The 25,313-nt window shown below is 64.1% G+C and carries 23 protein-coding genes; 11 read left to right on the top strand and 12 right to left on the bottom strand.

Annotation, left to right across the window (positions count from 1 at the left end; genetic code table 11):
- Positions 1-192: 192 nt before the first annotated feature.
- Positions 193-1,680: a cryptochrome/photolyase family protein gene (locus ACN0YF_RS04340; protein ID WP_417493493.1), complete on the bottom strand. Its 1,488-nt coding sequence runs from the start codon at positions 1,678-1,680 to the stop codon at positions 193-195.
- 127 nt (positions 1,681-1,807) lie between these two features.
- On the opposite strand from ACN0YF_RS04340, the gene kdsA reads away from it, so the two are divergent.
- Positions 1,808-2,656 carry a 3-deoxy-8-phosphooctulonate synthase gene (gene kdsA, locus ACN0YF_RS04335; RefSeq protein WP_417493492.1) on the top strand — a complete coding sequence of 283 codons (849 nt, stop codon included), beginning with the start codon at positions 1,808-1,810 and terminating at the stop codon, positions 2,654-2,656.
- Positions 2,657-2,662: 6 nt separating this feature from the next.
- On the opposite strand, the gene ACN0YF_RS04330 is transcribed toward kdsA, so the two are convergent.
- On the bottom strand, positions 2,663-3,859 hold the full coding sequence (locus tag ACN0YF_RS04330) for a DUF3089 domain-containing protein (protein ID WP_417493491.1): 1,197 nt from the start codon (positions 3,857-3,859) through the stop codon (positions 2,663-2,665).
- A gap of 149 nt (positions 3,860-4,008) precedes the next feature.
- On the opposite strand from ACN0YF_RS04330, the gene ACN0YF_RS04325 reads away from it, so the two are divergent.
- Positions 4,009-4,683 (top strand): DUF502 domain-containing protein, encoded by a 675-nt coding sequence (locus ACN0YF_RS04325; RefSeq protein WP_417481726.1) that lies wholly within the window; start codon positions 4,009-4,011, stop codon positions 4,681-4,683.
- On the opposite strand, the gene recG is transcribed toward ACN0YF_RS04325, so the two are convergent.
- Positions 4,680-6,764: an ATP-dependent DNA helicase RecG gene (gene recG, locus ACN0YF_RS04320; RefSeq protein ID WP_417493490.1), complete on the bottom strand. Its 2,085-nt coding sequence runs from the start codon at positions 6,762-6,764 to the stop codon at positions 4,680-4,682. The genes ACN0YF_RS04325 and recG overlap by 4 nt on opposite strands.
- A gap of 76 nt (positions 6,765-6,840) precedes the next feature.
- Here recG and ACN0YF_RS04315 point away from each other — a divergent pair, with 76 nt between their 5' ends.
- Together ACN0YF_RS04315 and mfd are read left to right on the top strand one after the other, a co-directional pair.
- A complete protein-coding gene (locus ACN0YF_RS04315; RefSeq protein ID WP_417481728.1) occupies positions 6,841-7,134 on the top strand; it encodes a succinate dehydrogenase assembly factor 2 in 294 nt (97 codons plus the stop codon).
- A 58-nt stretch (positions 7,135-7,192) separates the two neighbouring features.
- The gene (mfd, locus tag ACN0YF_RS04310; RefSeq protein WP_417493489.1) at positions 7,193-10,696 is read left to right on the top strand and encodes a transcription-repair coupling factor; all 3,504 of its coding nucleotides are present in this window, start codon (positions 7,193-7,195) and stop codon (positions 10,694-10,696) included.
- Here mfd and ACN0YF_RS04305 read toward each other — a convergent pair.
- Positions 10,693-12,009, bottom strand: a complete 1,317-nt coding sequence (locus ACN0YF_RS04305) for a hypothetical protein (RefSeq protein WP_417493488.1) — start codon at positions 12,007-12,009, stop codon at positions 10,693-10,695. The genes mfd and ACN0YF_RS04305 overlap by 4 nt on opposite strands.
- A gap of 94 nt (positions 12,010-12,103) precedes the next feature.
- On the opposite strand from ACN0YF_RS04305, the gene ACN0YF_RS04300 reads away from it, so the two are divergent.
- Positions 12,104-13,198, top strand: a complete 1,095-nt coding sequence (locus ACN0YF_RS04300) for a CaiB/BaiF CoA transferase family protein (protein ID WP_417493487.1) — start codon at positions 12,104-12,106, stop codon at positions 13,196-13,198.
- Between the two features lie 290 nt (positions 13,199-13,488).
- Complete coding sequence (locus tag ACN0YF_RS04295) at positions 13,489-13,740, top strand: hypothetical protein (RefSeq protein WP_417470783.1); 252 nt, start codon at positions 13,489-13,491, stop codon at positions 13,738-13,740.
- Between the two features lie 4 nt (positions 13,741-13,744).
- Here ACN0YF_RS04295 and ACN0YF_RS04290 read toward each other — a convergent pair whose 3' ends face one another.
- Positions 13,745-14,737 (bottom strand): helix-turn-helix transcriptional regulator, encoded by a 993-nt coding sequence (locus tag ACN0YF_RS04290; protein ID WP_417493486.1) that lies wholly within the window; start codon positions 14,735-14,737, stop codon positions 13,745-13,747.
- Positions 14,738-14,823: 86 nt separating this feature from the next.
- Here ACN0YF_RS04290 and ACN0YF_RS04285 point away from each other — a divergent pair, with 86 nt between their 5' ends.
- The 5 genes from ACN0YF_RS04285 to ACN0YF_RS04265 all read left to right on the top strand — a co-directional run bounded on the left by ACN0YF_RS04285 (position 14,824) and on the right by ACN0YF_RS04265 (position 19,156).
- Positions 14,824-15,717, top strand: a complete 894-nt coding sequence (locus tag ACN0YF_RS04285) for a YihY/virulence factor BrkB family protein (protein WP_417493485.1) — start codon at positions 14,824-14,826, stop codon at positions 15,715-15,717.
- Positions 15,718-15,786: 69 nt separating this feature from the next.
- Positions 15,787-16,491 carry a CoA transferase subunit A gene (locus tag ACN0YF_RS04280; RefSeq protein ID WP_417493484.1) on the top strand — a complete coding sequence of 235 codons (705 nt, stop codon included), beginning with the start codon at positions 15,787-15,789 and terminating at the stop codon, positions 16,489-16,491.
- Positions 16,488-17,051: a hypothetical protein gene (locus ACN0YF_RS04275; RefSeq protein ID WP_417493483.1), complete on the top strand. Its 564-nt coding sequence runs from the start codon at positions 16,488-16,490 to the stop codon at positions 17,049-17,051. Before ACN0YF_RS04280 ends, ACN0YF_RS04275 begins: the two co-directional genes overlap by 4 nt.
- A 73-nt stretch (positions 17,052-17,124) precedes the next feature.
- Positions 17,125-17,784: a CoA transferase subunit B gene (locus ACN0YF_RS04270; RefSeq protein ID WP_417481735.1), complete on the top strand. Its 660-nt coding sequence runs from the start codon at positions 17,125-17,127 to the stop codon at positions 17,782-17,784.
- 193 nt (positions 17,785-17,977) lie between these two features.
- The gene (locus ACN0YF_RS04265) at positions 17,978-19,156 is read left to right on the top strand and encodes an aspartyl protease family protein (protein WP_417493482.1); all 1,179 of its coding nucleotides are present in this window, start codon (positions 17,978-17,980) and stop codon (positions 19,154-19,156) included.
- Here the strand turns inward: ACN0YF_RS04265 and ACN0YF_RS04260 are convergent.
- Genes ACN0YF_RS04260 through ACN0YF_RS04230 form a run of 7 tightly spaced genes read right to left on the bottom strand, consistent with a single transcriptional unit; the run spans position 19,137 to position 25,305 of the window.
- Positions 19,137-20,522 carry an L-serine ammonia-lyase gene (locus tag ACN0YF_RS04260; protein ID WP_417493481.1) on the bottom strand — a complete coding sequence of 462 codons (1,386 nt, stop codon included), beginning with the start codon at positions 20,520-20,522 and terminating at the stop codon, positions 19,137-19,139. The two genes, ACN0YF_RS04265 and ACN0YF_RS04260, sit on opposite strands and share 20 nt — an antisense overlap.
- A gap of 36 nt (positions 20,523-20,558) precedes the next feature.
- A complete protein-coding gene (locus tag ACN0YF_RS04255) occupies positions 20,559-20,819 on the bottom strand; it encodes an Lrp/AsnC ligand binding domain-containing protein (protein ID WP_417481738.1) in 261 nt (86 codons plus the stop codon).
- A gap of 50 nt (positions 20,820-20,869) precedes the next feature.
- Positions 20,870-22,474: an AMP-binding protein gene (locus ACN0YF_RS04250; RefSeq protein WP_417493480.1), complete on the bottom strand. Its 1,605-nt coding sequence runs from the start codon at positions 22,472-22,474 to the stop codon at positions 20,870-20,872.
- 43 nt (positions 22,475-22,517) lie between these two features.
- Positions 22,518-22,910 (bottom strand): RidA family protein, encoded by a 393-nt coding sequence (locus ACN0YF_RS04245; protein ID WP_417493479.1) that lies wholly within the window; start codon positions 22,908-22,910, stop codon positions 22,518-22,520.
- Positions 22,910-23,323 (bottom strand): acyl-CoA thioesterase, encoded by a 414-nt coding sequence (locus ACN0YF_RS04240; protein WP_417493477.1) that lies wholly within the window; start codon positions 23,321-23,323, stop codon positions 22,910-22,912. The genes ACN0YF_RS04245 and ACN0YF_RS04240 overlap by 1 nt, the downstream gene beginning before the upstream one ends.
- On the bottom strand, positions 23,323-24,495 hold the full coding sequence (locus ACN0YF_RS04235; RefSeq protein WP_417493476.1) for an acyl-CoA dehydrogenase family protein: 1,173 nt from the start codon (positions 24,493-24,495) through the stop codon (positions 23,323-23,325). Before ACN0YF_RS04235 ends, ACN0YF_RS04240 begins: the two co-directional genes overlap by 1 nt.
- Positions 24,496-25,305, bottom strand: a complete 810-nt coding sequence (locus ACN0YF_RS04230; RefSeq protein ID WP_417493475.1) for an enoyl-CoA hydratase family protein — start codon at positions 25,303-25,305, stop codon at positions 24,496-24,498.
- Between the last annotated feature and the right edge of the window lie 8 nt (positions 25,306-25,313).

Genomic DNA, 25,313 nt, shown 5'->3' with positions numbered 1-25,313 from the left:
TCCATCGCACGGTCCGCCCGGCGGGAGCCTGGCTGGGCGCGTAGGCGGGAGGGTGGGGGCGCGTGACCGGTGAGGTCGTCGGCGGATTGGCGTGCGGTCACGGTTTGGCTCATCGCCCCAATCTAGCACGGGATTACCCGTTCGTCGCCCATGCCGCGGCAAAAATGGCTGTGGGTCGTGCGTCGGGTTGGATCATCCTTGCACTGAGGCTTGTCCGGCCTCGCCGGGGTCGCGTTTGAGGCTGCGATAGGCATCCAGTGCGGCGTCGCGACCGGCCGCGAGATCGCAGAGCGGGTGCGGATAGGTCCTGCCGAGGATCAGTCCCGCGTCCTGGCGGACCGGCACCGGGGCGCTCCAGGGGGCATGGATCCAGCGTTTGGGCAGCCCGGCGAGTTCGGGCAGCCATTGGCGCACATAATCGCCCTCGGGATCGAAGCGCTCGCCCTGGCGGACCGGATTGAAGATGCGGAAATAGGGCGCGGCATCGGCGCCGGATCCGGCGACCCATTGCCAGCTGGCCGCATTTACGGCGCGGTCGGCATCGACCAGCGTGTGTTCGAACCAGGCCATGCCTTCGCGCCAGTCGCAACGCAAATGCTTGACCAGGAATGAGGCACACACCATCCGCACCCGGTTGTGCATCCAGCCCGTCGTCCATAGCTGCCGCATGCCGGCATCGACCAGCGGGATGCCCGTCTGGCCGCGCGTCCAGGCTTTGAAACCGGCGGAATCCTGGCGCCATGGGAAACCGTCAAAGGTGCGATTGAAGTTCGCCGTCCTGAGATCGGTGAAATGGTGCAGCAGATAATAGGCGAATTCGCGCCAGCCGATCTCCGCGAGGAATTTCTCGGCCGGCTGATAATTCGCACCGTCAGCCAGGCGCTGCTGCACGGCATGCCAGACCTGGCGCGGCGAGATTTCACCGGAGCCCAGATGCGGTGAGAGCCTCGATGTGCCCGACCGGTCCGGGCGGTCACGACCTTCAGGGTAATCGTTCAGAGCCGCATCGAGAAAGATTTCAAGGCGCGCAGCCGCGCCGGCTTCGCCGGGCTGCCATTCGGTCCGAAAACCACTGGCCCAGTCGGGATTCGCCGGATCAAGGCCCAGCGTGGCAAGCGGCGTCGCGTCCGGTATGGCCGGACCCGTCGCCAGACGCAGCGGCGCGGGCAGGGCCGGGTTTGGTTCGAGCTGGCGCAGGGCCGCGCGCCAGAACGCGCTGAACACCTTGTATGGCGTGCCTGATCCAGTGAGCAGGCGGGCCGGGTCGATCAGGGCCGTGCCGGCAAAGGCGTGCGGCTCGACACCGCTGCGCTGCAGGGTCTCTGCGATGCTCCGGTCCCGCTCATCGATGGCGGGTTCGCCGGAGCGATTCCAGAAGACTTCCGCCAGATCGTGATCGCGCGCCAGGGCAGGGATCATCTCCGCCGGGTCGCCACGCAACAGGTCTAGCCGGCCGCCGCGCGCGGTGATGTCGCCGTCCAGCGCGGTGAGCGAGGCCTGCAGCCACCAGTCCGCCGCCTCGCCCGGCGCGGAGCCGAGGGCGCGGTCGCGCTGGTCGATGAAAAGCAGGATCAACGGCCGGCCGGTGCGCAGCGCAGCACTCAGTGCTGCGTTGTCGGCGAGGCGAAGATCGCGACGAAACCAGACGAGCGCGGCGCCGGTGGCGGAAATGGTTGCCATGAAAGCCCTGTAGACAGATAACGGGTTGAACGGGATACGCGGGACACCAGATAATGGATCAGTCGCACGCCCCAGCCCTGACAGCGGCCGCCGCCGGACCGTTGGTATATTTCAAGAGGATTCCTTCGTGAGCCAGCCCAATGCCGTCATCTCCCTTGCCCGTCCAGGTCGCGATCCGATCGAGATTGGCAATGCCCGCAAGCTGACCATCATTGCCGGCCCCTGTCAGCTGGAAAGCCGTCAGCACGGCCTCGAGGTTGCCTCCGAATTGCGGGCCATTTCCGACCGGCTCGATATCGGACTGATCTTCAAGACCTCTTTCGACAAGGCCAACCGCACCAGCCTTTCCAGCCAGCGCGGCATGGGGCTTGAGGCCTCGCTGCCAGTCTTTGCCGAGATTCGTGAAAGCCTGGGGCTGCCGGTTTTGACCGACATCCACACGGCCGAGCATGCGGCGATCGCCGCCCAGGCGGTCGATGTGCTGCAGATACCAGCCTTCCTGTGCCGCCAGACCGATCTCCTGATCGCCGCGGCGCAAACCGGCAAGGTGATCAACGTCAAGAAGGGCCAGTTCCTGGCCCCCTGGGACATGAAGAATGTGCTCGCGAAAATCACCGATGCGGGCAATCCCAACGTCATGGCCTGTGAGCGTGGTGTGAGCTTCGGCTACAATACGCTGGTCAGTGACATGCGTTCCCTGCCGATCATGGCGGGTTTTGGCGCACCGGTCGTGTTCGATGCGACCCATTCGGTCCAGCAGCCCGGCGGGCAGGGTACGACATCGGGCGGTCAGCGCGAATTCGTGCCGACCCTGGCGCGTGCGGCCGTGGCTGTTGGCGTTGCCGCCGTCTTCATGGAAACCCATCCCGATCCGGACAATGCGCCGTCGGACGGCCCGAACATGGTGCCGTTGCACGAGTTTGAAGGCCTGCTGAAAACCCTGCTCGAATTCGATGCCATCGCCAAAGGGCTCTAGCGCGCTCTAGTAACGCCGTCCGTCGGGTATCGGGATCACCGGGGCGTCCTCGATCGCTTCCGGCGCATCGAGGGGCGGTGCCCATTGGCGTTCATCCTGCAGGATGGCGGCGAGGTTGAAACTGCGCCGCGTCACGTCGAAGCGGATATCTTCGTAGAACAGGTTGAAGGGCGGCAACCGGTAATCCTCGACCAGACGGCGAGGGCGGTGCAGGGCGCGCGAACGCGGTTGTTCGAAGAACAGCACACCATCGGCGCATTGCGCCCCGGTCTGGGCCGGGATCGGGGCCGGCACAACATCACCATCAAGCCCCTCGGCGGCGACACCGCCGCGGTGCTGGCGCGCCGAGGCGTAGTCATTGCTCACCGCCGATAGCAGCGGATTGACGCAAAGCAGGCCACGGCCATCGACGAAATCCAGCCCGCCCTCCGGCGCCCAGCTCATCGCGCGTTCGGTGAGGATGTGCAGACGGCCCTCTTCGGACGGCATCGCCGAGGAAAAACCATAGACGCAGCGCACCGCTTCCGGTGTCGTGCAGGGCGGCAGGGATTGCAGCGGGCCGGTGAACAGGTCCAGCGGTACCGGCGATTCGATCACATAGGCGGCGACAAGCCGCGCGGTCAGCGCTTCATCCCCGGCCACGCGATCGATCAGCAGGCCGAGTACGTCGAGCCCGCCCTGGCCATAGCCGGCCAGGATGATGGGGCGGCTGTCGCCGATCTGCTGTGTGAATGCGTCGAAGGCGCGCTGGATGTCGCCATAGGCAAACAGGCGTGCGCGCACGCTGTCCTCGCGATTATTCATGAAGGCGTAGAGCGAGGCCTGGCGATAGCGCGGCGCGAACAGGGCGCCGGAATTGGCGAAGGGCGCCGCATAATTGGGCAGCATGACGGATGTGACCATCTCGACCGAACGTGGCTTGTCGAGCTGGCCATTCCAGTTGGCCCCGCCGGAATAGGTGGTCGGATGCACGAAGAAGACGGCCGGTTCGTCCTCATCGCTGAAGCCCTCGCGCACATACCAGCCTGCCTCGTCGGCATAATCGGCACCAGGCGGCGGGGTGTAGGTCTGGAAGGGAACTCCCGGGTCCTGAAAGGTTCGGTAGACCTGGTCACGCAGGACCCAGCCGGCTGCAATCAGCAACACGGCAAACGCGATACAGGCAAACAGGAAGACATGCCGGGCAATAACGGTCGGACTCACAATCACTCCCCTGGAATCTGACCCTATCATCCCCGGCCCGCCATGGCTGTGCAACCGCTTGGCGCGGTCGATGGCTTCACGTATTGTGACCGCACTGGGCAGGGGGCTGACCGGGAGCGCGGACCGCGCAGATTGGGTGCTGAACCGGCATGTTTCGATGGCTTCGCAACAGTTTCCTGACCGGGATCGCGATCGCGACCCCGCTGGGCGTCACTCTCTTTCTCATCATCAGCTTCGTCGGTTTTGTCGATAATGTCGTCAAGCCGCTGATACCGGCACGCTATAACCCGGAGAGCTATCTGCCGGGCGACTTCACCATTCCCGGCCTTGGCGTGGTGATCGCCGTTGTGCTCCTGACCGTGGTCGGGGCGCTCGCCGCCAATCTGTTCGGGCGCACCCTGATCTCGATGGGTGAGCGGCTGGTCGATGGCGTGCCGCTGGTCCGTCATGTCTATGGCGCCCTGAAGCAGATCGTCGAGACGGTGTTTTCCGGAAAAGCCAATTCCTTCAAGGAAGTCGTGCTGATCGAATATCCGATGAAGGGGCTCTATGTGGTGGCCTTCGTCTCGGCCGAGGGGCGCGGGGCGCTGCAGGAAGTGATCGGTGATGATGTCGTCGGCCTGTTCGTGCCGACCACGCCCAACCCGACATCCGGCTTCCTGCTCTACACGCCGCGCGCCAACACCATCCATGTCGACATGACGGTGGAGGAGGCGGCCAAGCTGATCATTTCCTTCGGCATGGTCACCTCCGACAAATTGCCCAAGAGCGTGCGCGACACGCTGCCGCCCGATGTGCCCGGCGCCAGCGGTGTATCGGGCTAACCGGATTTGAGCAGCCGGATGCCGCGGTCCTGTTCGAACAGATAGAGCAAGATGCGCAGCGCCTCGCCGCGCGGCGTTGTCAGTTCGGCATCGCGATGTATGGCCAGCTTGGCGGTGTCATTGGCCAGGGCGATGAGATGGCCATGTGCCTCCATCTGCACGAGGGCGAAATCAGGCAGGCCGCTCTGGCGCAGACCCAGCGGATCGCCGGCACCGCGCAGGCGCCAGTCCTCTTCCGCGATGACAAACCCGTCATCGGTCTCGCGCATCATTTCCAGCCGCGCCTTGGCGGTCTCGCCGATAGGGCCCTTGTACAGCAGCAAGCAGGAAGAGGGCTTCTCGCCGCGCCCGACCCGGCCGCGCAACTGGTGCAATTGCGCCAGGCCGAAGCGTTCGGCGTGCTCGATGATCATGACTGTGGCGTCCGGCGCATCGACGCCAACCTCGATGACTGTGGTGGCGACCAGCACGTCCATCTGGCCTTCGCGGAAAGCCAGGGCGACGCTTTCCTTCTCCGCGGCCTTCATGCGGCCATGGATCAGCCCGACGCGATCATCGCCCAGCGCAGCGCGCAAATGGCGCCAGCGATCCTCGGCCGCGGAGAGCTCGGAGACCTCTGATTCTTCAACCAGCGGGCAGACCCAATAGACCCGGTCGCCCTTGGCGATGGCGCGCCGCACGCCTTCCACCACATCATCGAGCCGTTCCATCGGCACCAGGCGCGTATCCGGCGGGATACGGCCGGCCGGTTTCTCATCGAGCCGTGAGACATCGAGATCGCCATGCACCGCCAGCGCCAGCGTACGCGGGATGGGGGTTGCCGTCATCACCAGCGTGTCGGGACGATGACCCTTGGCCGTCAGTCGCATCCGGTCGGAAACCCCGAAACGGTGCTGCTCATCGATCACCACAAGGGCGAGATCGGCAAACTCGACTCCGTCCTGGAACAGGGCATGGGTGCCGCAGACCACGTCGACGGCACCGGTGCGCATCTGTTCGAGGATTTCTGCGCGGGCCTTGCCCTTGTCGCGGCCGGTGAGAATGGCGACGCGCAGGCCGGCCGGTCCCAGCAATTCGCTCAGGGTCTTGGCATGCTGGCGGGCGAGGATTTCTGTCGGTGCCATGATCGCGGTCTGGCAGCCGGATTCGGCGGCCTGGGCGGCGGCGAGGGCGGCGACGAAGGTTTTGCCGGCACCGACATCGCCGTGCAGCATGCGCGTCATGCGGGCAGGCTCCAGCATGTCGGCGCGGATCTCGGCGAAGGCGCGGCTCTGGGCACCGGTCGGTTTGAACGGGGCATGCCCGAGCACGGCCTCGACCTTGGTGCCGTCTCCGCCCAGGCTACGGCCGGGCAGCGCCTTGCGGCGGGCCCGGGCCAGTTGCAGCGCCATCTGGTGAGCCAGCAATTCGTCAAAGGCGAGACGTTCGCGGGCCGGATTCAGCGGTTCCAGATCGGCGGCCGTCTGGGGGTGGTGAGCGGCTGTCATGGCCGTCTTGAAATCGGGCCAGGCGTGCTCGGTGCACAGCGCCTCGTCTTGCCATTCCGGCAGAACCGGCAGCAGGCTCAGCGCTCCGGCGGCGGATTTGCGCATCACCTTGGCCGTGAGACCGGCGGTCAGGGGATAGACTGGCTCCAGCAGGGCGGTCTCGGCCGCCTCTTCTTCGCTCATCACCAGATCGGGGTGCACCATCTGGATCTCGGCCCCGAAGCGTTCGGCGCGGCCGGAGACGATGCGTGTCTCGCCGACAGGCAGTATTTTCTCGAGATATTCGCGGCGCGAATGGAAATAAACCAGATGCATGAAGGCGGTGCCGTCATACAGGCGCACCTTGTAGGGCTTGCCCTGGCGCGAGCTGGGAATGTGATCTTCGACCTTGGCCGTCAGGGTGACGATCTCGCCGTCGGGCGCCTCGGCGATGGATGTTGTCTGGCTCCGATCGACCAGTCCGGTGGGCAGCTGGAACAGCACATCCTTGACCCGCGGCCCGGCTGCTTTCGCCAGCAGGGCAGCCAGTCTCGGACCGATGCCGGGCAGGACAATAACGTCCTGGAAAAGGGGAAAGAGAATTTCGGGTCGCATGGTTTTGCACTCTAACGTCAAGTTCTGCATCTGCCACTGGTCGACGCGGGCTCATTCACCGACTATATCCGCCACCATGACCGAAACACTCGACAATCGCCGCAAGAAACTGCGCATCCGGGCCTGGCGCCGGGGCTTCAAGGAAGCTGACCTCATCCTCGGGCGCTATGCTGACCAGATGCTCGATACGATGTCGGAGACCGATGTCGCCGATTTTGATCGCCTGCTCGATCAGCTCGATGCCGACATCTATAGCTGGGTGATCGGCAGCGCGCCCACACCGGACGCGTTCGATACGCCGGTGATGGATGGACTCAAGACATTCCGTGTCGATCGCGACGCTGCCTTTGGTGACGGCCCCAAGATCTGAAGCCCGTTAAGACCGAAGCCCCATTTACCGAAGACCTCCAGAACCGAAGACTGGCGAGATGTCCGAAACCGAGATGATTGCCCGCGTCCAGGGCACTGCCACCGTCTGCGGCGCGCCCGAGGGGCTTGATGCGCTGGTCTTTGCGGATACGGCGCGGCTGCGCCGCGGCGTCAATGTCTTCATTGCGCGCGATGACAGCCGTGCGGCCGCCTTTGTCTCGGAATTGCGCTTCTTCGCGCCGGGTCTGGAAATCCTGCGCCTGCCCGCCTGGGACTGTCAGCCCTATGACCGTATCTCGCCATCGCCGCGGGTTGCGGCCCGCCGGGCGGCGACATTGGCGCGGCTGGCCTCGGGGGATCTGCCGGACACCTGTCTGATCGTCACGACGGTCAATGCCATGGCCCAGCGCTGTCCCCCAAAGGATGTGCTTGCACTGGCCGGGATCATCGCGCGGCCGGGCAATCGTGTTGATGTCGAGATGCTCAAACAGCATTTCACCATCAACGGGTATGCCCGTGCGGCGACCGTGATGGAGCCGGGTGATTATGCCGTGCGCGGCGGGGTGATCGATGTCTTTCCGCCGGGTGCTCCGGAACCGGTGCGGCTGGATTTCTTCGGCGATACGCTGGAATCAATCCGCTCCTTCGACCCGGAAACGCAGCGCTCGCTGCGGCAGCTCACCAGTATCGAATTCAATCCGGTCAGCGAAGTCCTGCTCGACGATGCCAGTATCTCGCATTTCCGCACCGCCTTCGTCAGCCGTTTCGGCGCGGCCAAGGGTGGCGATCCGATCTATGAGGCCGTCAGTGCGGGTGCCAGGCCAGCCGGGGTGGAGCATTGGCTTCCCCTGTTTCACGACAGCCTGGCAACACCCTTCGACTATCTGCCCACCACGGCACTGATCGCGATCGATCACCTTGCCGACGATGCCTTTGCCGAGCGCAACAAGCAGATCACCGATTATTACGAGGCGCGCCAGGAAGCGAGCAAGTCGGCGCACGAGTCGAGCCTGTCGGCGCCGACCTATCGCGCGCTGCCACCGAGCCAGCTGTATTTCGCCAAGGCCGAATGGGCCAGGACACTGTCCGCTCTCACCGTGCGCCGCTTCACCGCCTTCAACGAGGCAGGGCCGCAGACCATTGATGTCGGCGGCAAGCAGGGGCGGATCTTCGCCGCCGAACGTGCCGCGGAAAACACCAATGTGTTCGACGCCGCTGCCAGACATGTCCAGGCACTGGTCAAGGCCGGCAAACGCGTCGTGCTGGCCTCGTGGAGTGCGGGCGCGTCGGAACGCCTTGCTTCGGTTCTGGGCGATCACGGTGTCGGCAAGATCATCGCGGTAGAGCATTGGGACGAGGTCGCCAAGGCCCCGCCCAAGGCTGTGCTGCGGGCCATTCTGCCGGTCGAGCGCGGTTTCGAGACCGAGACCATCGCCATCCTTTCCGAACAGGACATTCTCGGCGACCGCCTGGCGCGGCCACGGCGTCGGCGCAAATCCTCCGACATCATCGTCGAGGCCGGAGCCCTGTCGCCGGGCGATCTGGTGATCCATGCCGATCACGGGCTGGGCCGTTTCATCGGGCTGAAGACGCTGCCGGTGCAGGATGCGCCGCATGATTGTCTCGAGCTGGAATATGCCGGCGCCGCGAAACTCTATCTCCCGGTCGAGAATATCGAACTTCTGTCGCGCTATGGCTCCGACAGCGATACGGCGCAGCTGGACAAGCTCGGCGGCGTGGCCTGGCAGGCGCGCAAGGCCAAGGCCAAGAAGCGCCTGCGCGACATGGCCGACGCGCTGATCAAGATCGCCGCCAAGCGCCTGGCGCGCACCGCCGATCCGATCGTGCCGGAGCATGGCCCCTGGGACGAATTCTGCACCGCCTTTCCCTTCGCCGAGACCGATGACCAGCTCAATGCCGTCGAGGATGTGCTCGGCGATCTGGCGCGTGGCCGGCCGATGGACCGGTTGATCTGCGGTGATGTCGGTTTCGGCAAGACCGAGGTGGCCCTGCGCGCCGCCTTTGTCGTGGCGATGAGCGGGCGCCAGGTCGCGGTGGTGGCCCCGACGACGCTGCTGGTGCGCCAGCATTTCAAGACCTTCAGCGACCGTTTCCGCGGCTGGCCGGTCAAGGTGCGGCAATTATCGCGTCTGGTCGGCACCAAACAGGCCAATGCCACCAAGGACGAGCTGCGCGAGGGCCAGGTGGAAATCGTGGTCGGCACGCATGCGCTGCTGGCCAAGACCGTCAAATTTTCCGATCTCGGGCTTCTGATCGTCGACGAGGAGCAGCATTTCGGGGTCAAGCACAAGGAAAGGCTCAAGGAATTGCGCGCCGACGTGCACGTCCTGACGCTTACGGCGACCCCGATCCCGCGCACGCTGCAACTCGCCCTGACCGGCATCCGTGACCTCTCCATCATCGCCACACCGCCGGTCGACCGACTCGCCGTGCGCACCTATATCGCGCCCTTTGACACTGTGACGATCCGCGAGGCGCTGCTGCGCGAGAAATATCGCGGCGGCCAGGCCTTCTTCGTGGTGCCGCGGATCAGCGATCTGGAGGAAATCATCACCTTCCTGCGCGAATCCGTGCCCGAGGTCTCCTTCGTCGCGGCCCATGGCCAGATGGCAGCGACCCAGCTGGAAGACATCATGACGGCCTTCTATGAGGGCCAGTATGACGTGTTGCTCTCCACCACCATCATCGAGTCCGGCATCGACATCCCCACGGCCAACACGCTGATCATCCACCGCGCCGACCGTTTCGGCCTTTCCCAGCTCTACCAGCTGCGCGGCCGGGTCGGGCGTTCCAAGACACGCGCCTATGCCTATATGACGACGCCGGCGCGGCAGAAACTGTCCGAAGGCGCCGAAAAGCGCCTCAAGGTGCTCCATTCCCTCGATGCCCTGGGCGCCGGTTTTACCCTGGCCTCGCACGATCTCGATCTGCGTGGCGGCGGCAATATGCTCGGCGAGGAACAGTCGGGCCATATCAAGGATGTCGGGGTGGAGCTCTACCAGTCCATGCTCGAGGAGGCTGTGGCCTCATTGCGCGAGGGCGGTGAGGAGCAGGATGAGGGCGAATGGACGCCGCAGATCAATGCCGGCGGCGCCGTGCTGATCCCCGACTATTACGTTTCCGATCTTGATGTGCGGCTGCAGCTCTATCGCCGCCTGTCATCGCTCGACAACAAGACCGATCGCGAGAGCTTCGCGGCCGAACTGATCGACCGTTTCGGGCCCCTGCCGTCGGAAGTCGAGACCTTGCTGCGGGTCGTGGCTGTCAAGACGTTGTGCAAGCGGGCCGGGGTGGAGAAGGTCGATGCCGGGCCAAAGGGCGCCGTGATCCATTTCCGCGGCGACACCTTCATCGATCCGGTCAGTCTGGTGGAGCACATCTCCAAGAACCAGGGCCTGTTCAAGGTGCGCCCGGATCACAAGCTGGTGCTGCGCGCGGAATGGGATGCGCCCGATGATCGCCTGCGCGCCATCGAGCGGGCACTGGCGCCGCTGGCGGACATCGCTGTCAGGGCCGGAAACCGGGCCGCGACGCCAGCCTAGCCAATGGCGGCGAGCGGGTCGTTGCGGCGCAGTTTCAACACGGCGCGCTCGATCAGCGCCTCGGCGGTTTCGTCAGCGCGAACCTCGACGGCGGCGGACAGGACACCCAGGCGGAAGGGTTGCAGCGGATCTTCGCTTTCGAAGGCGGTGCAGTCGGCGATCGCGGCCACCCGTGCTGCGACGCAATCAATCCCGACCGTGTCGGTAAAGGGCAGGATGGCCAGGAATGTGTCCGGACCGATCCGGGCGGCGGCATCCTCGGTGCGCAGCAAATGACGCAGCATGGCGGCAAATTGCCGTTTGGCCTTCTCCGTCGATGGCGCCTCTGCAGCGTCGCCGGTCATGGGCGAGACCACCTTGAGCGCCAGCACCGAAAGCGAGATCTCGTCGCGGGCGGCTGCCTGGATCAGGTCCTGCAGATGTGAGGTGATGAAGGCGGCGTGGAACAGGCCGGTTTCGATGTCCAGCGTCCGCGGCTCGCGACAGGCTTCAAGCGCCGCCTTGGCGCGGCGCCGCCGCCGGCGTTCGGCTGCGAGCGCGAGAATACGGTCGCGCATTTCCTCATCACTGGTGCGCGGGGAAATGATGTCGGAGACGCCGCGGGCATAGGCTTCTTCAGCACTGGCCGCGTCATCATCGCCGCCCATCAACAGAACCGGTGTGTGATAGAGGCGGGCATTGCGCCGCATGGCCGAGGAAATCGTGAAAGCGACGTCGCGCTTGCCGGTCGCATTGAGCACGACGGCGTCAAACGGCCGCTCGTGCAGGTAATCGAAAGCCGAATAGGATGAGAAGGCCCCGACGACCTCTGCATCAGCACTCTTGAGGCTGTGCTGCAGCGCCATGAAGCGCGGTGAGGCATCGCCGACATAGAGTACGCAAGGCGCCGGATCGACGGTGTCGAGATTGCGGCCACGATCCCCGTAAAGGGCCGTCACGGCCGTGCGGCGCTTGGCGACCTCTTCCATCGAATGCAGGCGGGAGAGCGCACGCACGCGCGCGGCGATCTGAACGGGCAGGGTGGGTTCGCGGATCCAGGAATCGACGTGCTCATTGGCCGACAGGGCCACGGGGTGCACGACGATCACCGGACGCGGACCCGGTGCAAAGCGCTGGATCGCTTCGAGGCCGTCTTCGACATCGCGGTCGGTCTCGGCCAGGATAATGCTGGACGCCCATTGCCGCGGATTGCGGGCCGGGGGCGAGTCGGCGCGAATGGGGCGGGCGCGCAGGGCGAAGGATTCGAGCTGACGGCCCAGACCGTCTACCCGGTCCGGTGCCCCGAATAACAGGACGTTCAGTTCGCGTCCCATGCGTCCCCCTGCCGCAGACACCGATGATTTGGTGTTTCTTGAGTTTGTCACAAGTGCCACGCTTTCAAAACCAACGATTCGCAAGGAAGTCCCCATGAAAGCGCAAGGACCTCTAAAAGGGGTTAAAGTACTGGAATTTGTCGGCCTGGGTCCGGCACCCTTCTGTGCCATGATGCTGGCTGATATGGGGGCCGATGTGGTGCGCATCGACCGTCCCGGTGCCCATGGGGGCGGCGCCGCCGAGGTTCTAGCGCGCGGACGCCGCTCAATTTCCCTGAACATGAAGGATGAGGGCGATCTGGCGATCTGCCGCGATCTGATCGGCAAGGCGGAAATCCTGCTCGAGGGCTTCCGGCCCGGCGTGATGGAACGGCTCGGGCTTGGCCCTGACGCGGCTCTCGCGCTCAACCCGGCCCTGGTCTATGGCCGCATGACCGGTTGGGGCCAGACCGGCCCTCTGGCCCAGGCCGCCGGTCATGACATCAATTATATCTCGCTCACCGGTGCGCTCGGCGCGATCGGCACCACGGAGACCCCGGTGCCGCCGCTCAACCTGGTCGGAGATTTCGGTGGCGGTGCCATGTATCTCGCCTTCGGTGTGCTGGCCGGACTGGTGCATGCCCGTGCCACCGGTGAGGGCCAGGTCGTTGATGCGGCGATTGTCGACGGCGCCAGCTCGCTGATGGCCTCGCAGCATCAGCTCGCCGCGATGGGGCTTTGGAACACAAACCGCGGCGAGAACGTGCTCGATGGCGGCGCGCATTTCTATGGCGTCTATCGCTGCGCTGATGGCGGACATGTCTCGATCGGACCGCTGGAGCCGCAATTCTATGCGCTTTTGATGGAAAAGCTGGAGATTGATCCCGCCACCATGCCGGCCAGCTGGATACCCGGGGACTGGCCCGCAGCGAAGGCAAGGCTGGCGGAGGTCTTCCTTGGCAAGACGCGGGATGAGTGGTGCGCCTTGCTGGAGGGCAGTGATGTCTGCTTTGCGCCGGTGCTGAACTATGAGGAAGCGCGCAGCCATCCCCATATGGCCGAACGCGAGGTCTTCATCGATATTGATGGTGTTCACCAGGCCGCACCGGCCCCGCGCTTCTCGCGCACGCCCGGCGCGGTGCAGGGGCCAGCGCCCAAGCCGGGAGCAGATCGCGAGGACATTCTCGCCGACTGGAAGGTAACGCGTTAGATTCGGGCGATTTTTTACTGTCACGGAGATGACTGAAAGCGTTCATGCGCGGTTCAGCGCCCGAATGCCATTCTCATCCTCGAGATCAGCGGACACCCTTGTCCCTCGCTCGTCCGCTTCTCTTCGTAGCGATACGAATACCCCGAAACGCCGGTCGCCCCCAACGACCGGCGTTTCACATTCTGCGCTGCCGCGAACTGCTGAACAGTTGCGCGAATCGCAGGTGACCGTTTTTGTCGCCCACCCCCTCCATATTGATATCCAACGAGCCAATCGAATGGAGATCAATCATGGCAATCGCAATCAATGCCTATGTCGAAGGCGCCGGCGGCGCACTGCGCTCAATGGCCCCGCACCGTTTTCGTGACGGCTATTTCCGCATGCAACAGCCTGGCGATGATATCAGCTGCCTGCACGTGGAAGACCTGCGTTCGGTCTGCCGCTATCTGCACAAGGGCTACCGCTTGGCCATGAGCGCCTCGGACGGCCACTCGATGCCATCCTGGCTGCCGGCGGACTCGGTCCGGATTGCGGTGCGTTGAACGATCAGGGGAAGCCGGGGAAGTCGCCGCGCCTGTGCCCGGCAACCATCTCGGCGAGGGCAGGCGGGGCCAGCACCTCGACCTGGTCGCCCCAGGCGTAGAGATGCCAGCACATCTCCAGATAACCGCAGGCGGAGAAGCGCACGATCAGTGAGCCGTCGGCCTCAACCTCGCTGGTCTGGTCCGGATGAAAGCGGAAGCGGGCCGCGTGCGGCGCAGCGCGCGGCGTGAACTTCCAGACAACCTCGCCGAATTCCGCCTCGGTCTGGAAGACGCCGAAGGCCCGCTTGGCATAGGCCTCCAGATCGAAAGCCTCGTCGCGGGCAAACCAGTCGTCGGTGACCGAGGCCTGCTCGATATCCTCGACGCGGTAATGGCGCAGATGACCATCGGGCTTGGACGGGTCGCGGGCGACGAGATAGCGACGCGCGCCCAGTAACAGGCCATAGGGCTCGACCCGGCGCAGCGAGGCGGCGCTGTCCTGGCGGCCGCGGTAAAGAATATCCAGCGCGAAGGGGCCTTTGAGTGCTTCGGCTATAGCGGTGTCGACAACGGGATCGCTGGCCGGGCGCGGGCCGGGACGCGCCGCATGCCCCATGGCTTCCAGCAGGGCTTCCTCGTCGGCTTCCAGCCGGGCATGCTTGTTGTCCGGGGTCAGGATCTTGATGGTCTCGCGCAGCGAGCGCAGCCGCCCGGCCTCGCCGGGAAGGCCCTGGTGTTCGAGCATGTTGCAGGCCAGTTCCAGCGTCGCGACCTCGTCGGGGCTCGGTGCGAAGAACTCGGCCACCCGCCGCCGCGGGACCCGCCAGCGCTTGCGCCCGTCCGGACCGATGTAATCCTCGGTGTCGGGGAAGGATTGGGTGAGGGCATCGGTCATGCGCTGGGCCGTGCGGCGCACGACGCCGAATTCGTGTTCGATATCGCTCAGCGTGATGCCGACATGGCCGCTGGCCATACGCGCCAGGCGCAGCAGATCAACGGCTTTGGCGAATGACATGGTCTCTCCTCACACCAAGGGTGCGCAAAACGCCATCTTGGCGTATTAGGCGTCGCAACACTTCGTCCGGACCCATTCCTGCCACCATGTTGAAATCAATCAAGCGCTTGTTGAAGATCGAATTTGATCTCCCGCCCTGGCTGGAGATCATTATCGCGGCGATCAGCCGTTCCATGGCGCGTGATGTGATGCTGTTTGCCGGCGGGGTGTCCTTCTTCGGCATGCTGGCGCTGTTCCCGACCATCGCTCTGGGTATCTCGATCTACGGCCTCGCCTTTTCAACCGCCGACGCCGAATCCCAGATTGCACGCTTTGCCGAGATCATGCCGGAAGGCGCGCAGGTCTTTGTCATGGGCCAGATCGGTCGCATCACCGAAGCGCCGATCTCGGCGCTGTCATTCAATGGTGCCGTGGCCCTGCTGATTGCCCTGTTCGCGGCTGCGCGCGGAGCCAAGGCGCTGATTGCCGGCCTCAATCACCTCGCCGAGGACCGTGACATCCGCAATGTCATTCACTTCAATTTTCTCGCCATCGTCTCGTTGCTGATCGGCGGCGCCCTGATCACGGCGGCCAACCTTGCCGTCCTGGTGATTCCGGTCTTCATGCGCCAGTTGTTCGAGGCGCTCGGGCTGGAGCCGCTCGACATACGATCCGTGATCAATGAATGGTCGGCGACCGGTTTCACCATGTTCGCCGCCCTGACGCTGCTCTATCACATGACGATGCGCCGGCGCGAATACGCCATTGCCTGGGGCCCGTCCGCCATCGCCGCTGCGGTGTCATGCGGGTTGTGGCTGAGCCTGTCGAAGGGCTTCTCCATCTATGTCAGCCGGGTGCTCGACTTCGGGATCTATGGCTCGATGGGCGCCCTTGTCGTTTTCCTGCTGTGGATTTACTGGTCTGCCTATGCAGTGTTCTTCGGCGGCGCCCTGGCAATCGAAATCGATGCGCGGCGGCCGGCCAATGCCGCGCCAGCGTGAAGTCTCTGGTATTTTGCTGCGCGTGCGATATAAACATGAACCGATCATCAACTTACGACTGGGGTCCGCATGAAAAAGGTATTTCCCGACGCCAAGAGTGCCCTTGAGGGCCTGGCTTTTGATGGGATGACAGTGATGTCCGGCGGGTTTGGCCTGTGCGGCATTCCGGAGAACTCCATCGCGGCGCTGCTCGAGAGCGGCGTCAAGGATCTGACGGTTATCTCGAACAATTGCGGCGTCGACGGTTTCGGCCTTGGCGTGCTGCTCGATGCCAAGCGCATCAAGAAAATGATCTCCTCCTATGTCGGGGAGAACAAGGAATTCGAACGCCAGTACCTGTCCGGCGAGCTTGAGCTCGAATTCAACCCGCAGGGCACGCTGGCCGAGCGCATCCGCGCCGGTGGTGCCGGCATTCCCGGCTTCTACACCAAGACCGGCGTCGGCACGCTGATCGCCGAGGGCAAGGAAGCGCGCACCTTCAATGGCGAGAGCTATATCCTGGAAACCGGATTGACCGCCGATGTCTCGATCATCAAGGCCTGGAAGGCTGATCCGCAAGGCAATCTGATCTTCCGCAAGACCGCACGCAATTTCAATCCGATGATGGCGACGGCCGGCAAGGTCACCATCGCCGAGGTCGAGGAAATCGTCGAGCTGGGCTCTTTCGATCCCGATCACATCCACACGCCGGGCATTTTCGTCCAGCGCGTGTTTGTCGGTGAGTTCGAGAAACGTATCGAGCAGCGCACCGTTCGTCAGCGTGAGAGCGCGTGAGCATGATTGCTGCGCTCCTCTTCGCGCTGGCCCAGCCAGCCGCCGCCACGGTCTGCGAGATTTCCGCGGATCAACGCGCCGGCTATCTGGCGATGAGCTATGAGGATTTCGACCAGACACCGGGCGAGGGCTGGCGCCCGCTGGGCGAGACAGGGGCCTGTTACACAGCTGCGGGCGATCTGATTGCGGACTATCTGCTCTACTCGCACGCCTCGCTGGAAGCCTATAATGTACGGGTGCTTCGCTTTCACGCCGGCCAGATGTTCGCTTTCGCCGGCGAGACCGGGCGGGCGCTGGATTTCTTCCGCGCCTCCTATAGCGCGCCCTATCAGGACGGGGATCGTCTCGACTGGAACAGCTATGTCGATGCGACCATCGCTTTCCTGGAAGATGACCGCGACACCCTCGATGCCGCCTATGCCCGCCTGCTGCTGCAGACGCCGTTCGAGAATGGCGCCATCCCCAATCTCAATGTCGGGGACGGGTTTCTGGCCTGTTATGGCGAGGGATATGCCAAGGCCTATTCCGCCGAATGCATGAGCGATGGGCGGCCGCAATGAGATCGCACTGCCCCATGAACCGCACAAACACAACGACACCGGCCGCCTCGCGGCACAGAACTGGAGACTGAAGATGGCCTGGACACGCGATGAAATGGCACGCCGCGCCGCGCTCGAGCTGGAAGACGGCTTCTACGTCAATCTCGGGATCGGCATTCCGACCCTGGTCGCCAACTACATTCCGGAAAATATCGACGTCACCCTGCAGTCGGAGAACGGCATGCTGGGCATGGGGCCTTTCCCCTATGATGACGAGGTCGATGCCGACCTGATCAATGCCGGCAAGCAGACCATTACCGAGCTGCGCCGCACGAGCTATTTCTCGTCGGCTGACAGTTTCGCCATGATCCGTGGTGGCCATATCGACCTGTCGATCCTGGGCGCGATGGAAGTGTCGGAGAACGGCGATATCGCCAACTGGATGATCCCGGGCAAGCTCGTGAAGGGCATGGGTGGGGCGATGGATCTGGTCGCCGGCGTCAAGCGCGTCGTCGTCATCATGGACCACGCCAACAAGGCCGGCGAATCCAAACTCCTCAAGGCCTGTTCGCTGCCACTGACGGGCCAGGCCTGTGTCGACCGCATCATCACCACGCTGGGCGTGTTCGACGTGACGCCGGACGGCCTGGAACTGATCGAACTGGCACCGGGCGTTTCGCTGGGACAGGTCGCCGATCAGACCGAGGCCAAGTATTCGGTCTCCGATCACGTCCTCAAGCACGAAGCAGCCTGACAGACTGGCGATCCAGGGCGGTAAGCTGTCCTGGGGACGCTCGGGGAGTTCGCGCGCCGGCAACAAGCTGGTAAACTCGGTTCGCATCTCCGGTCCGTGTGGAAGGATATCCGCCCGGACCGGAGCGCGCGACGCCAACCGGGTGAGGGCAATGCGAATGATCAGGGCTTTCGGTGCATGTCTCTGTTGGGCAATGACCGCGGCTACGGCCTCGGCCCAAGACACTGACCTCGGCCGCCTTCTGACGTCGCCGATCAGGATCGAGCGCGCGACGCCGGTGACCTCGGTCCCGCTCGAAACCAGGGGAGACGTCCTCTTTGTGCAAGCTTCGGCCAATGGCGAGGCTGCTGATTTCATCTTCGATACGGGATCCCCGACCGTTCTGTCGCGGGAATTCGCCGATTCCCTGGGTCTCGAAGTCGTGGCGCAGAATACCGGCCGTGATGCCAATGGTACGGAAATCACGATGGATTTTGCGATCCTGGACACGCTGACCTTGGGCACGGCCGTGTTTTATGACGTGCCGGTCCTGATCCATGATTTCAGCAACCTGGATATGGGCGCCTGTCTGGTGAGTGCGGGCATACTGGGCTCCGAACTCTTCCCGGGCAGCGCCTGGCGGATCGATCTCGAGGCCCGGCGGCTGACCTTCGCGCCAAGCCTCGATGACTTGCCGGCGACCAATCCGGTCGTCACCACGCATCTCTACGACTTTGGCTATCCGCATGCACCGATCGTCGATTATTCCGTTGGAGATGTGTCAGACAAGGCTTTGTTCGATACAGGTAATTCGGCGTGGGTGGCGCTGTTCACTCAGGTCGCCGAGGCGGCCTCCGTCCAGCAGGAAATCCCGCGCGACACGATTGTCACCGGGACCGGCTTTGAGGGCGAATCCGCTGGCGGGCGGGGCGAAGCCGGTGTCTTGACCTGGTTCACCCTGCAAGACTTCCGTTTTGACAACGATTCCCTCGGTCCGGTCCGCGCAACGACGCGCGCGGTTCCCCCCACACTGGTGGGGGCCGGGCTGCTCTCTGCCTATGTCGTGACTATGGATTATCCAGGCGAGCAATTCCTGCTCGAGGCACGAAACGAGTCCGCGCCGGCCCGCGAGGAGCCCGGCTACTCGCTCGCCCTTGTCGGTGATGAAGTACGGGTGGTCCAGCTTTTCGATGGCTCTCCGGCCGCCGAAGCCGGATTGCGGCTGGGCGACCAGGTCGCAGCGATTTCGGGGCGCTCGCTCCTCGTGAGCGAGGACAATCCGAAATGCACCGTGGCGAACTGGCTGTTTGCCAGCTTTGATGCCGCTCAAGCGGCTCAGCTCGATATCCTGCGTGACGGCGTTTCCAGCCGGATCAGCATTCCACCACATTGACGGCGAGGCCGCCCTGGCTGGTCTCCTTGTATTTTTCCTGCATGTCGACGCCGGTCTGACGCATGGTCTCGATCACCTGGTCGAGCGAGACCTTCATGTCGGCCGAGGTCGCGCGCAGGGCCAGGCGGGCCGCGTCGATCGCCTTGATGGCGCCGATGGCATTGCGTTCGATGCACGGGATCTGCACCAGCCCGCCCACCGGGTCACAGGTCAGGCCGAGATTATGCTCCATGCCGATCTCGGCAGCATCCTCGATCTGGTTGTTATTGGCACCCATGGCGGCCGCCAATGCCCCGGCGGCCATTGAGCAGGCCACGCCGACTTCGCCCTGGCAGCCCGCTTCCGCGCCGGAAATCGAGGCGTTCTTCTTGTAGAGGGCGCCAATGGCTGCGGCCGTCAGGAAGAAACGCAGCAGGGCCTCGTCGTCGGACGGGTTGCGGTGATAGCGGTCGAAATAGCGCGCGACGGCGGGGATGATGCCCGCAGCGCCATTAGTCGGTGCGGTGACGACGCGGCCGCCGGCGGCATTTTCCTCATTGACGGCCATCGCCCACAGATTGATCCAGTCCATCGCCACGAGGGGGTCATCGGCCGGATCGGTCTGTTCCTTGAGAAGATCGCGATAGAGTTTGGGTGCGCGCCGTTTCACCTTCAGCCCGCCGGGCAGGATGCCGTCCTCGCGCAGGCCGCGATCAATACAGCCTTCCATGGTTTTCCAGATGGTCTCGATGCCCTCATGGACTTCCGCTTCGCTGCGGAAGGCGCATTCATTGGCCAGCATGATGCGGAAAATCGACAGGTTTTCGCGCTCGCCGATCTCCAGCAGCTCGGCCGCCGAATTGAACGGGTAGGGCTCGCCTTCCTTGACGTCGGCGGCGGAATTGCGCCCGGCCTCGTGCTCGTCGATGACGAAACCGCCGCCGATCGAGTACCAGATCTCTTCCAGCAGCACGCTCTCATCGCCCGCGAGGGCGCGGAATTTCATGGCGTTGGAGTGGAAGGGCAGGCGGATATCGCCGCGAAACTGCAGGTCGCGCCGCTCCGAGAATTCGATGCTGCGCCCGCCGGGCAGGGTGAGGCGGTGTTCGCTGCGGATGCGCTCGAGCCTTTGCGGGATCTCGGCCGGATCGACGCGCGAGGGATCGCAGCCCTCAAGGCCCAGCAGGACAGCCTTGTCGGTGCCGTGGCCCAGCCCGGTCAGCGCCAGGGAGCCATAGAGCTCGGCCTCCAGCCGGTTGATCGCCGCCTCCCCATGTTGCGCAATGACGCGCTCGACGAATTGCCGTGCGGCCAGCATCGGGCCGACGGTGTGCGAGCTGGAAGGCCCGACGCCGATCTTGAACAGGTCGAAGACGCCAAAATGCATGATGACAGGGTCCGGTAGGCGGAGCGCAGGCCGGAACTAGCCCAGACCGCGATCGCGCGTGAATGCGTTGAAGCAGATAATGGTCTGCGTGTCCTTGATGCCGGCGATGGTCTGGACTTTCTCGTTCACGAAACGGCCGATATCGGCATCATCCTCGATCGCGAAATGGGCCAGCAGGTCGAAGGCGCCGGAGATGGAATGCACCATTGGCGCTTCGTCGAGCTTGTCCACCAATGCCGCCGCCACGTCATAGGTGTGGCCCAGCTCGCATTTGATAAAGACGTAGAATTGACGCATCGCGGATGTCCTCACTCAGGCGTTGGATTCGCGTTGACCCTAATACGGCGCTAGCGAAGTTTGAAACGTTGAATCTTCCCGGTCTGGGTCTTGGGCAGGGCGGCAACGAATTCGATCGCGCGCGGGTATTTGTAGGGCGCGATACAGGCCTTCACATGGTCCTGCAGCGCCTTGACCAGATCCGCATGGCCCTCATGGCTCTCGGCCAGCACGATGAAGGCCTTGACGATGGTGCCGCGCTCTTCATCGGCCGCGCCGACCACGGCGCATTCCAGAACGGTCTCGTGCAGCAGCAGGGCCTGCTCGACCTCTGGCCCGGCGATATTATAGCCCGACGAGACGATCAGGTCGTCGGCGCGTGAGACATACCAGAAATAGCCCTCCGCATCGCGCTGGTAGAGATCACCGGTGATGTTCCAGCCATTCTGGACATAGGTCTTCTGGCGCGCGTCATCGAGGTAGAGGCAGCCCGTCGGCCCCTTGACGGCCAGCCGCCCGATCTCGCCATCGGGCACGGGCTCGCCGTGATCATCGACGATGCGGGCCTGATAGCCGGGCACGGCCTTGCCCGTTGCGCCCGGCCGGATATCGGCGCCGGCGGCGGAAATGAAGATATGGATCATCTCGGTCGCGCCGATCCCGTCGATCAGGCGGATGCCGCTGAGCTCGAAAAACGCCTCCGAGGTCGCCGCCGGCAAATGTTCGCCGGCCGAGATGCCCTTGCGCAGGCTCGACAGGTCATAATCCCCCCACAGCCCCATCAGGGCGCGATAACCGGTCGGGGCAGTGAAAAGCGTCGTGACGCCATAGCGCTGGACCGTCTCGCACAGGGGCTCGAAGCCGGGCCGGTCGGGCAGGGCGATGGCGAGGCCGGCGCGGGCCGGGAAGACGACGCAGGCGCCAAGGCCGAAGGTGAAGGCGAAGGGCGGCGTGCCGAGATAGATCTCGTCGGGCTCCGGCGCCAGGATGGAACGGCCGAACGTGTCGGCCATGGCCAGCACGCTGGAATGGAAATGGGCGCAGGCCTTGGGATCGCCCGTGGTGCCGGATGTGAAGGCGAGCAGGGCAATATCATCGCGCGCGGTATCGGCGGCGTCGAAATGTCCCGGCTTGCCCGCCATCCGCGCTGCCAGATCACCCTCCGGACCCCAGCACAGCATCCGGTCCAGAACCGGCTCCAGCGTGACCGCCTCGCGCACGGCACTGGCTAGGGTGGCATCGCACAGGGCATGGCTGACCCGGGCCTTGGCGATCACCTTGACCAGCTCGCCGGCGCGCAGCAGAGGCATGGTCATCACAGCCACGCCGCCGGCAAGGAGGACGCCATACCAGGCCGCGATCAGCTCGATCGAGTTATAGCCGTGCAACAAGACGCGATTGCCCGGCACCAGGCCCATATCGGTGACCAGGACATGGGCAATCCGGCTGGCCTCGGCGCGCAGGCCGGACCAGCTGATATCGCGCGCGGCTGAATAGATGGCGATCTTGTCGCCAAGCCCGTTTTCGATATTGCGATCAAGAAGTTCGGCGGCGCAATTCAAGCGGTCCGGATAGGCCAGTTCCGGCAGGTCGAACCGGAAATCGGGCCAGTCGGCCGGGGCGGGCAGGCGCTCGCGCGTGAAGGCATCAACATGCCCGCTGGTCTGCATCGTCATGACGTCCTCCCCGACGTGTCCGACTGCGTTCATGAGCGGCGATCTAGGCGGGGATCACCGCGGTTGTTTCAATTTCGATCTTCGCTCCCGGCTCGATCAGGCCCGCGACGATGACAAAGGCCATGGTCGGATAATTGCGCCCGATCAGGCGCTTCCAGATGCCGCCCAGCTTCGCCTCGGCGGCGATATACTCGTCCCGGCTCGTGATATAGCCGGTCATGCGCACGATATGTTCCGGTCCGGCCCCGGCCTCGGCCAGCACGGCGAGCGTATTCTCGAGCACTTTCTCAAACTGGGCCGCGAAATCATCCGAGACGACGCTGCCATGCTCGTCCCAGCCGATCTGGCCGGCAACATAGACCTGACGGCCGCTGGTCGCGATGCCGTTGGAATAGCCTTTCGGGCGTGGCCAGCCGGGGGGCAACAGGACCTGCATCACGTCACCTCCTGGAAGGTGAGCATCTTGGCGCGCAGGATTTCGGGTATCCGTTCCGGCGCGTGCTTTTCGGCATCGATATAGACCAGGACTGCGCGCGCGATCATCCTTACCTCGTCCTCATGCCAGGCCTTGATGGTCAGCTTGAAGGAGCTGCGCCCGACCTCATTGACCACCAGTTTGAAAGCGAGTTCGTCATCGAGGCGGCTGGGCGCCTTGAAGTCGACCTCGATATTGGCCAGCGGTACGGCATGATGGCCCTTGACGATCATGGCGTCGAAACCATAGCCCAGACCGGCCTCGAACCAGTCCTCGATACAGGCATTGATCATCTCGAAATAGCGCGGATAGAAGACAATCCCTGCCGCGTCGACATCGGCAAAACGCACGCGGCGATCAACCCGGAAGACCATTATTTCCACTCCGATAAATGCTGGCGGGCGATGACGAGTTTTTGCACCTCGGACGCCCCCTCATAAATCCGCAGGGCCCGGATATCGCGATAGAGGGCCTCGGGCACCGAGCCCTTTGTCACGCCCAGTCCGCCAAACAGCTGCACGGCCGTATCGATGACACGCTGCGCCGCCTCCGTCGCGTAGAGCTTGGCCATCGCCGCTTCGCGGGTGATGCGCGCTGCGCCGCTGTCCTTGGTCCAGGCGGCGCGATAGATCAGAAGCGCGCTGGCATCGATATCGAGCGCCATTTCGGCGAGTTGTGTCTGCACGCCCTGCTGGTCGGCGAGGGTCGCGCCGAACAGTTTGCGGGTCCTCGCCCGTTGCGTGGCCTCGTCTAGCGCCCGGCGGGCAAAGCCGAGCGCGGCAGCACCGACGGTCGAGCGGAACACGTCCAGTGTCGCCATCGCGATCTTGAATCCGGCGCCGGATGTGCCGATCAGGCTGGAGGCGGGCAGATGACAATCCTCGAACACCAGGCGGGCGAGGGGATGCGGGGCGATGGTCTCGATCCGTTCGGCGATCTTCAGGCCGGGCGTCTTCGCGTCGAGGATGAAGGCGGAGAGACCCCGCGCGCCCTCGGCTTCGCCGGTGCGAGCGAAGACGACATAGAAATCGGCGATGCCGCCATTGGATATGAAGGTCTTTTCGCCATTCAGACGCCAGCCATCGCCGTCCGGCGTCGCCGTGGTGGCGATCGCGGCCACATCAGAGCCGGCTTCCGGCTCGGTCAGGGCGAAGGCGGCGCAGAATTCGCCGCGGGCAACATCGGGCAGCCAGACCTGTTTCTGTGCCTCGGTGCCAAACAGCGAGATCGCGCCGGAGCCCAGCCCCTGCATGGCAAAGACAAAATCGGCCAAGCCGCTGCGATAGCCCAGATGTTCGCGCATCAGGCAGAGCGAGCGCACATCGAGGGTGTCGGTCACGCCGCCATAGCCTGCCGGGACGCAAAAACGGGTCAGGCCGGCTTCGCCGAGCGCCTTCAGAATGGTGCGGCAATCCGCGTCGACATCGTCATGGCCGTCAAAGCCGTGCGTCCCGAAACGACTCTCGGCCCAGCCGCCGGCAAATCTCGCCAGCTCGCGATGGGCATCCTCGAGAAACGGCCAGTCAAGATAGCTCCGGTCAGCCATTCAATTGCCCTCGAAGACGGGTTTCTGCTTGGCGACGAAGGCGTTGTAGGCGCGCTCGAAATCCTTGGTCTGCATGCAGATCGCCTGGGCCTGGGCTTCCGCCTCGATGGCCGTGTGCAGGCTCATATCCCATTCGGTATTGAGCTGGTTCTTGGTCATCGCATTGCCGAAATTCGGACCTGAAGCGATGCGGCCCGCCCAGTCCCTGGCGGCATCCATCAGCGCGTCCGCGGCGATGATGCGGTTATAGAAACCCCACCGCTCGCCTTCCTCGGCCGACATGGAACGGCCGAGATAGAGGAGTTCCGAGGCGCGGCCCTGGCCGATGATGCGCGGCAGCATGGCGCAGGCACCCATATCGCAGCCAGCGAGGCCCACCCGGTTGAAGAGGAAGGCGCATTTCGCCTCCGGCGTTGCCAGGCGCAGATCCGAGGCCATCGCCATGATCGCGCCGGCACCGACACAAACACCGTCAATGGCGGCGATGATCGGCTGCGGGCAATCGCGCATCGCCTTGACGAGATCGCCGGTCATCCGCGTGAAATCGAGCAATTCCGGCATGTCCATGCCGACAAGCGGACCGATGATTTCATGCACATCGCCGCCGGAGCAGAAATTGCCGCCGGCGCCGGTGATAATGATCGCCTTGACCGCTTTGACGTAGACGAGGGCGCGGAACATGTCGCGCAGCTCGGCATAACTTTCGAAGGTCAGCGGATTCTTGCGCTCGGGCCGGTTGAAGGTGACGGTGCCGATACCGTCGGCGAAGCTCCAGAGGTAATGCTCCGGCTGGTAAGTCGTCGGGTCCATCAATTGAT

It is taken from the genome of Maricaulis sp., assembly GCF_048270265.1.
Classification (GTDB): Bacteria; Pseudomonadota; Alphaproteobacteria; order Caulobacterales; family Maricaulaceae; genus Maricaulis.
This window is presented reverse-complemented; position numbering and strand designations above follow the sequence as displayed.

Excerpts from the sequence above, each read along its gene's own strand:
- ACN0YF_RS04340 (WP_417493493.1), bottom strand. The coding sequence starts at position 1,680 with ATGGCAACCATTTCCGCCACCGGCGCCGCGCTCGTCTGGTTTCGTCGC.
- ACN0YF_RS04325 (WP_417481726.1), top strand. The coding sequence starts at position 4,009 with ATGTTTCGATGGCTTCGCAACAGTTTCCTGACCGGGATCGCGATCGCG.
- recG (WP_417493490.1), bottom strand. The coding sequence starts at position 6,764 with ATGCGACCCGAAATTCTCTTTCCCCTTTTCCAGGACGTTATTGTCCTG.
- ACN0YF_RS04315 (WP_417481728.1), top strand. The coding sequence starts at position 6,841 with ATGACCGAAACACTCGACAATCGCCGCAAGAAACTGCGCATCCGGGCC.
- mfd (WP_417493489.1), top strand. The coding sequence starts at position 7,193 with ATGTCCGAAACCGAGATGATTGCCCGCGTCCAGGGCACTGCCACCGTC.
- ACN0YF_RS04305 (WP_417493488.1), bottom strand. The coding sequence starts at position 12,009 with ATGGGACGCGAACTGAACGTCCTGTTATTCGGGGCACCGGACCGGGTA.
- ACN0YF_RS04300 (WP_417493487.1), top strand. The coding sequence starts at position 12,104 with ATGAAAGCGCAAGGACCTCTAAAAGGGGTTAAAGTACTGGAATTTGTC.
- ACN0YF_RS04295 (WP_417470783.1), top strand. The coding sequence starts at position 13,489 with ATGGCAATCGCAATCAATGCCTATGTCGAAGGCGCCGGCGGCGCACTG.
- ACN0YF_RS04290 (WP_417493486.1), bottom strand. The coding sequence starts at position 14,737 with ATGTCATTCGCCAAAGCCGTTGATCTGCTGCGCCTGGCGCGTATGGCC.
- ACN0YF_RS04285 (WP_417493485.1), top strand. The coding sequence starts at position 14,824 with ATGTTGAAATCAATCAAGCGCTTGTTGAAGATCGAATTTGATCTCCCG.
- ACN0YF_RS04280 (WP_417493484.1), top strand. The coding sequence starts at position 15,787 with ATGAAAAAGGTATTTCCCGACGCCAAGAGTGCCCTTGAGGGCCTGGCT.
- ACN0YF_RS04270 (WP_417481735.1), top strand. The coding sequence starts at position 17,125 with ATGGCCTGGACACGCGATGAAATGGCACGCCGCGCCGCGCTCGAGCTG.
- ACN0YF_RS04265 (WP_417493482.1), top strand. The coding sequence starts at position 17,978 with ATGACCGCGGCTACGGCCTCGGCCCAAGACACTGACCTCGGCCGCCTT.
- ACN0YF_RS04260 (WP_417493481.1), bottom strand. The coding sequence starts at position 20,522 with ATGCATTTTGGCGTCTTCGACCTGTTCAAGATCGGCGTCGGGCCTTCC.
- ACN0YF_RS04255 (WP_417481738.1), bottom strand. The coding sequence starts at position 20,819 with ATGCGTCAATTCTACGTCTTTATCAAATGCGAGCTGGGCCACACCTAT.
- ACN0YF_RS04250 (WP_417493480.1), bottom strand. The coding sequence starts at position 22,474 with ATGACGATGCAGACCAGCGGGCATGTTGATGCCTTCACGCGCGAGCGC.
- ACN0YF_RS04245 (WP_417493479.1), bottom strand. The coding sequence starts at position 22,910 with ATGCAGGTCCTGTTGCCCCCCGGCTGGCCACGCCCGAAAGGCTATTCC.
- ACN0YF_RS04240 (WP_417493477.1), bottom strand. The coding sequence starts at position 23,323 with ATGGTCTTCCGGGTTGATCGCCGCGTGCGTTTTGCCGATGTCGACGCG.
- ACN0YF_RS04235 (WP_417493476.1), bottom strand. The coding sequence starts at position 24,495 with ATGGCTGACCGGAGCTATCTTGACTGGCCGTTTCTCGAGGATGCCCAT.
- ACN0YF_RS04230 (WP_417493475.1), bottom strand. The coding sequence starts at position 25,305 with ATGGACCCGACGACTTACCAGCCGGAGCATTACCTCTGGAGCTTCGCC.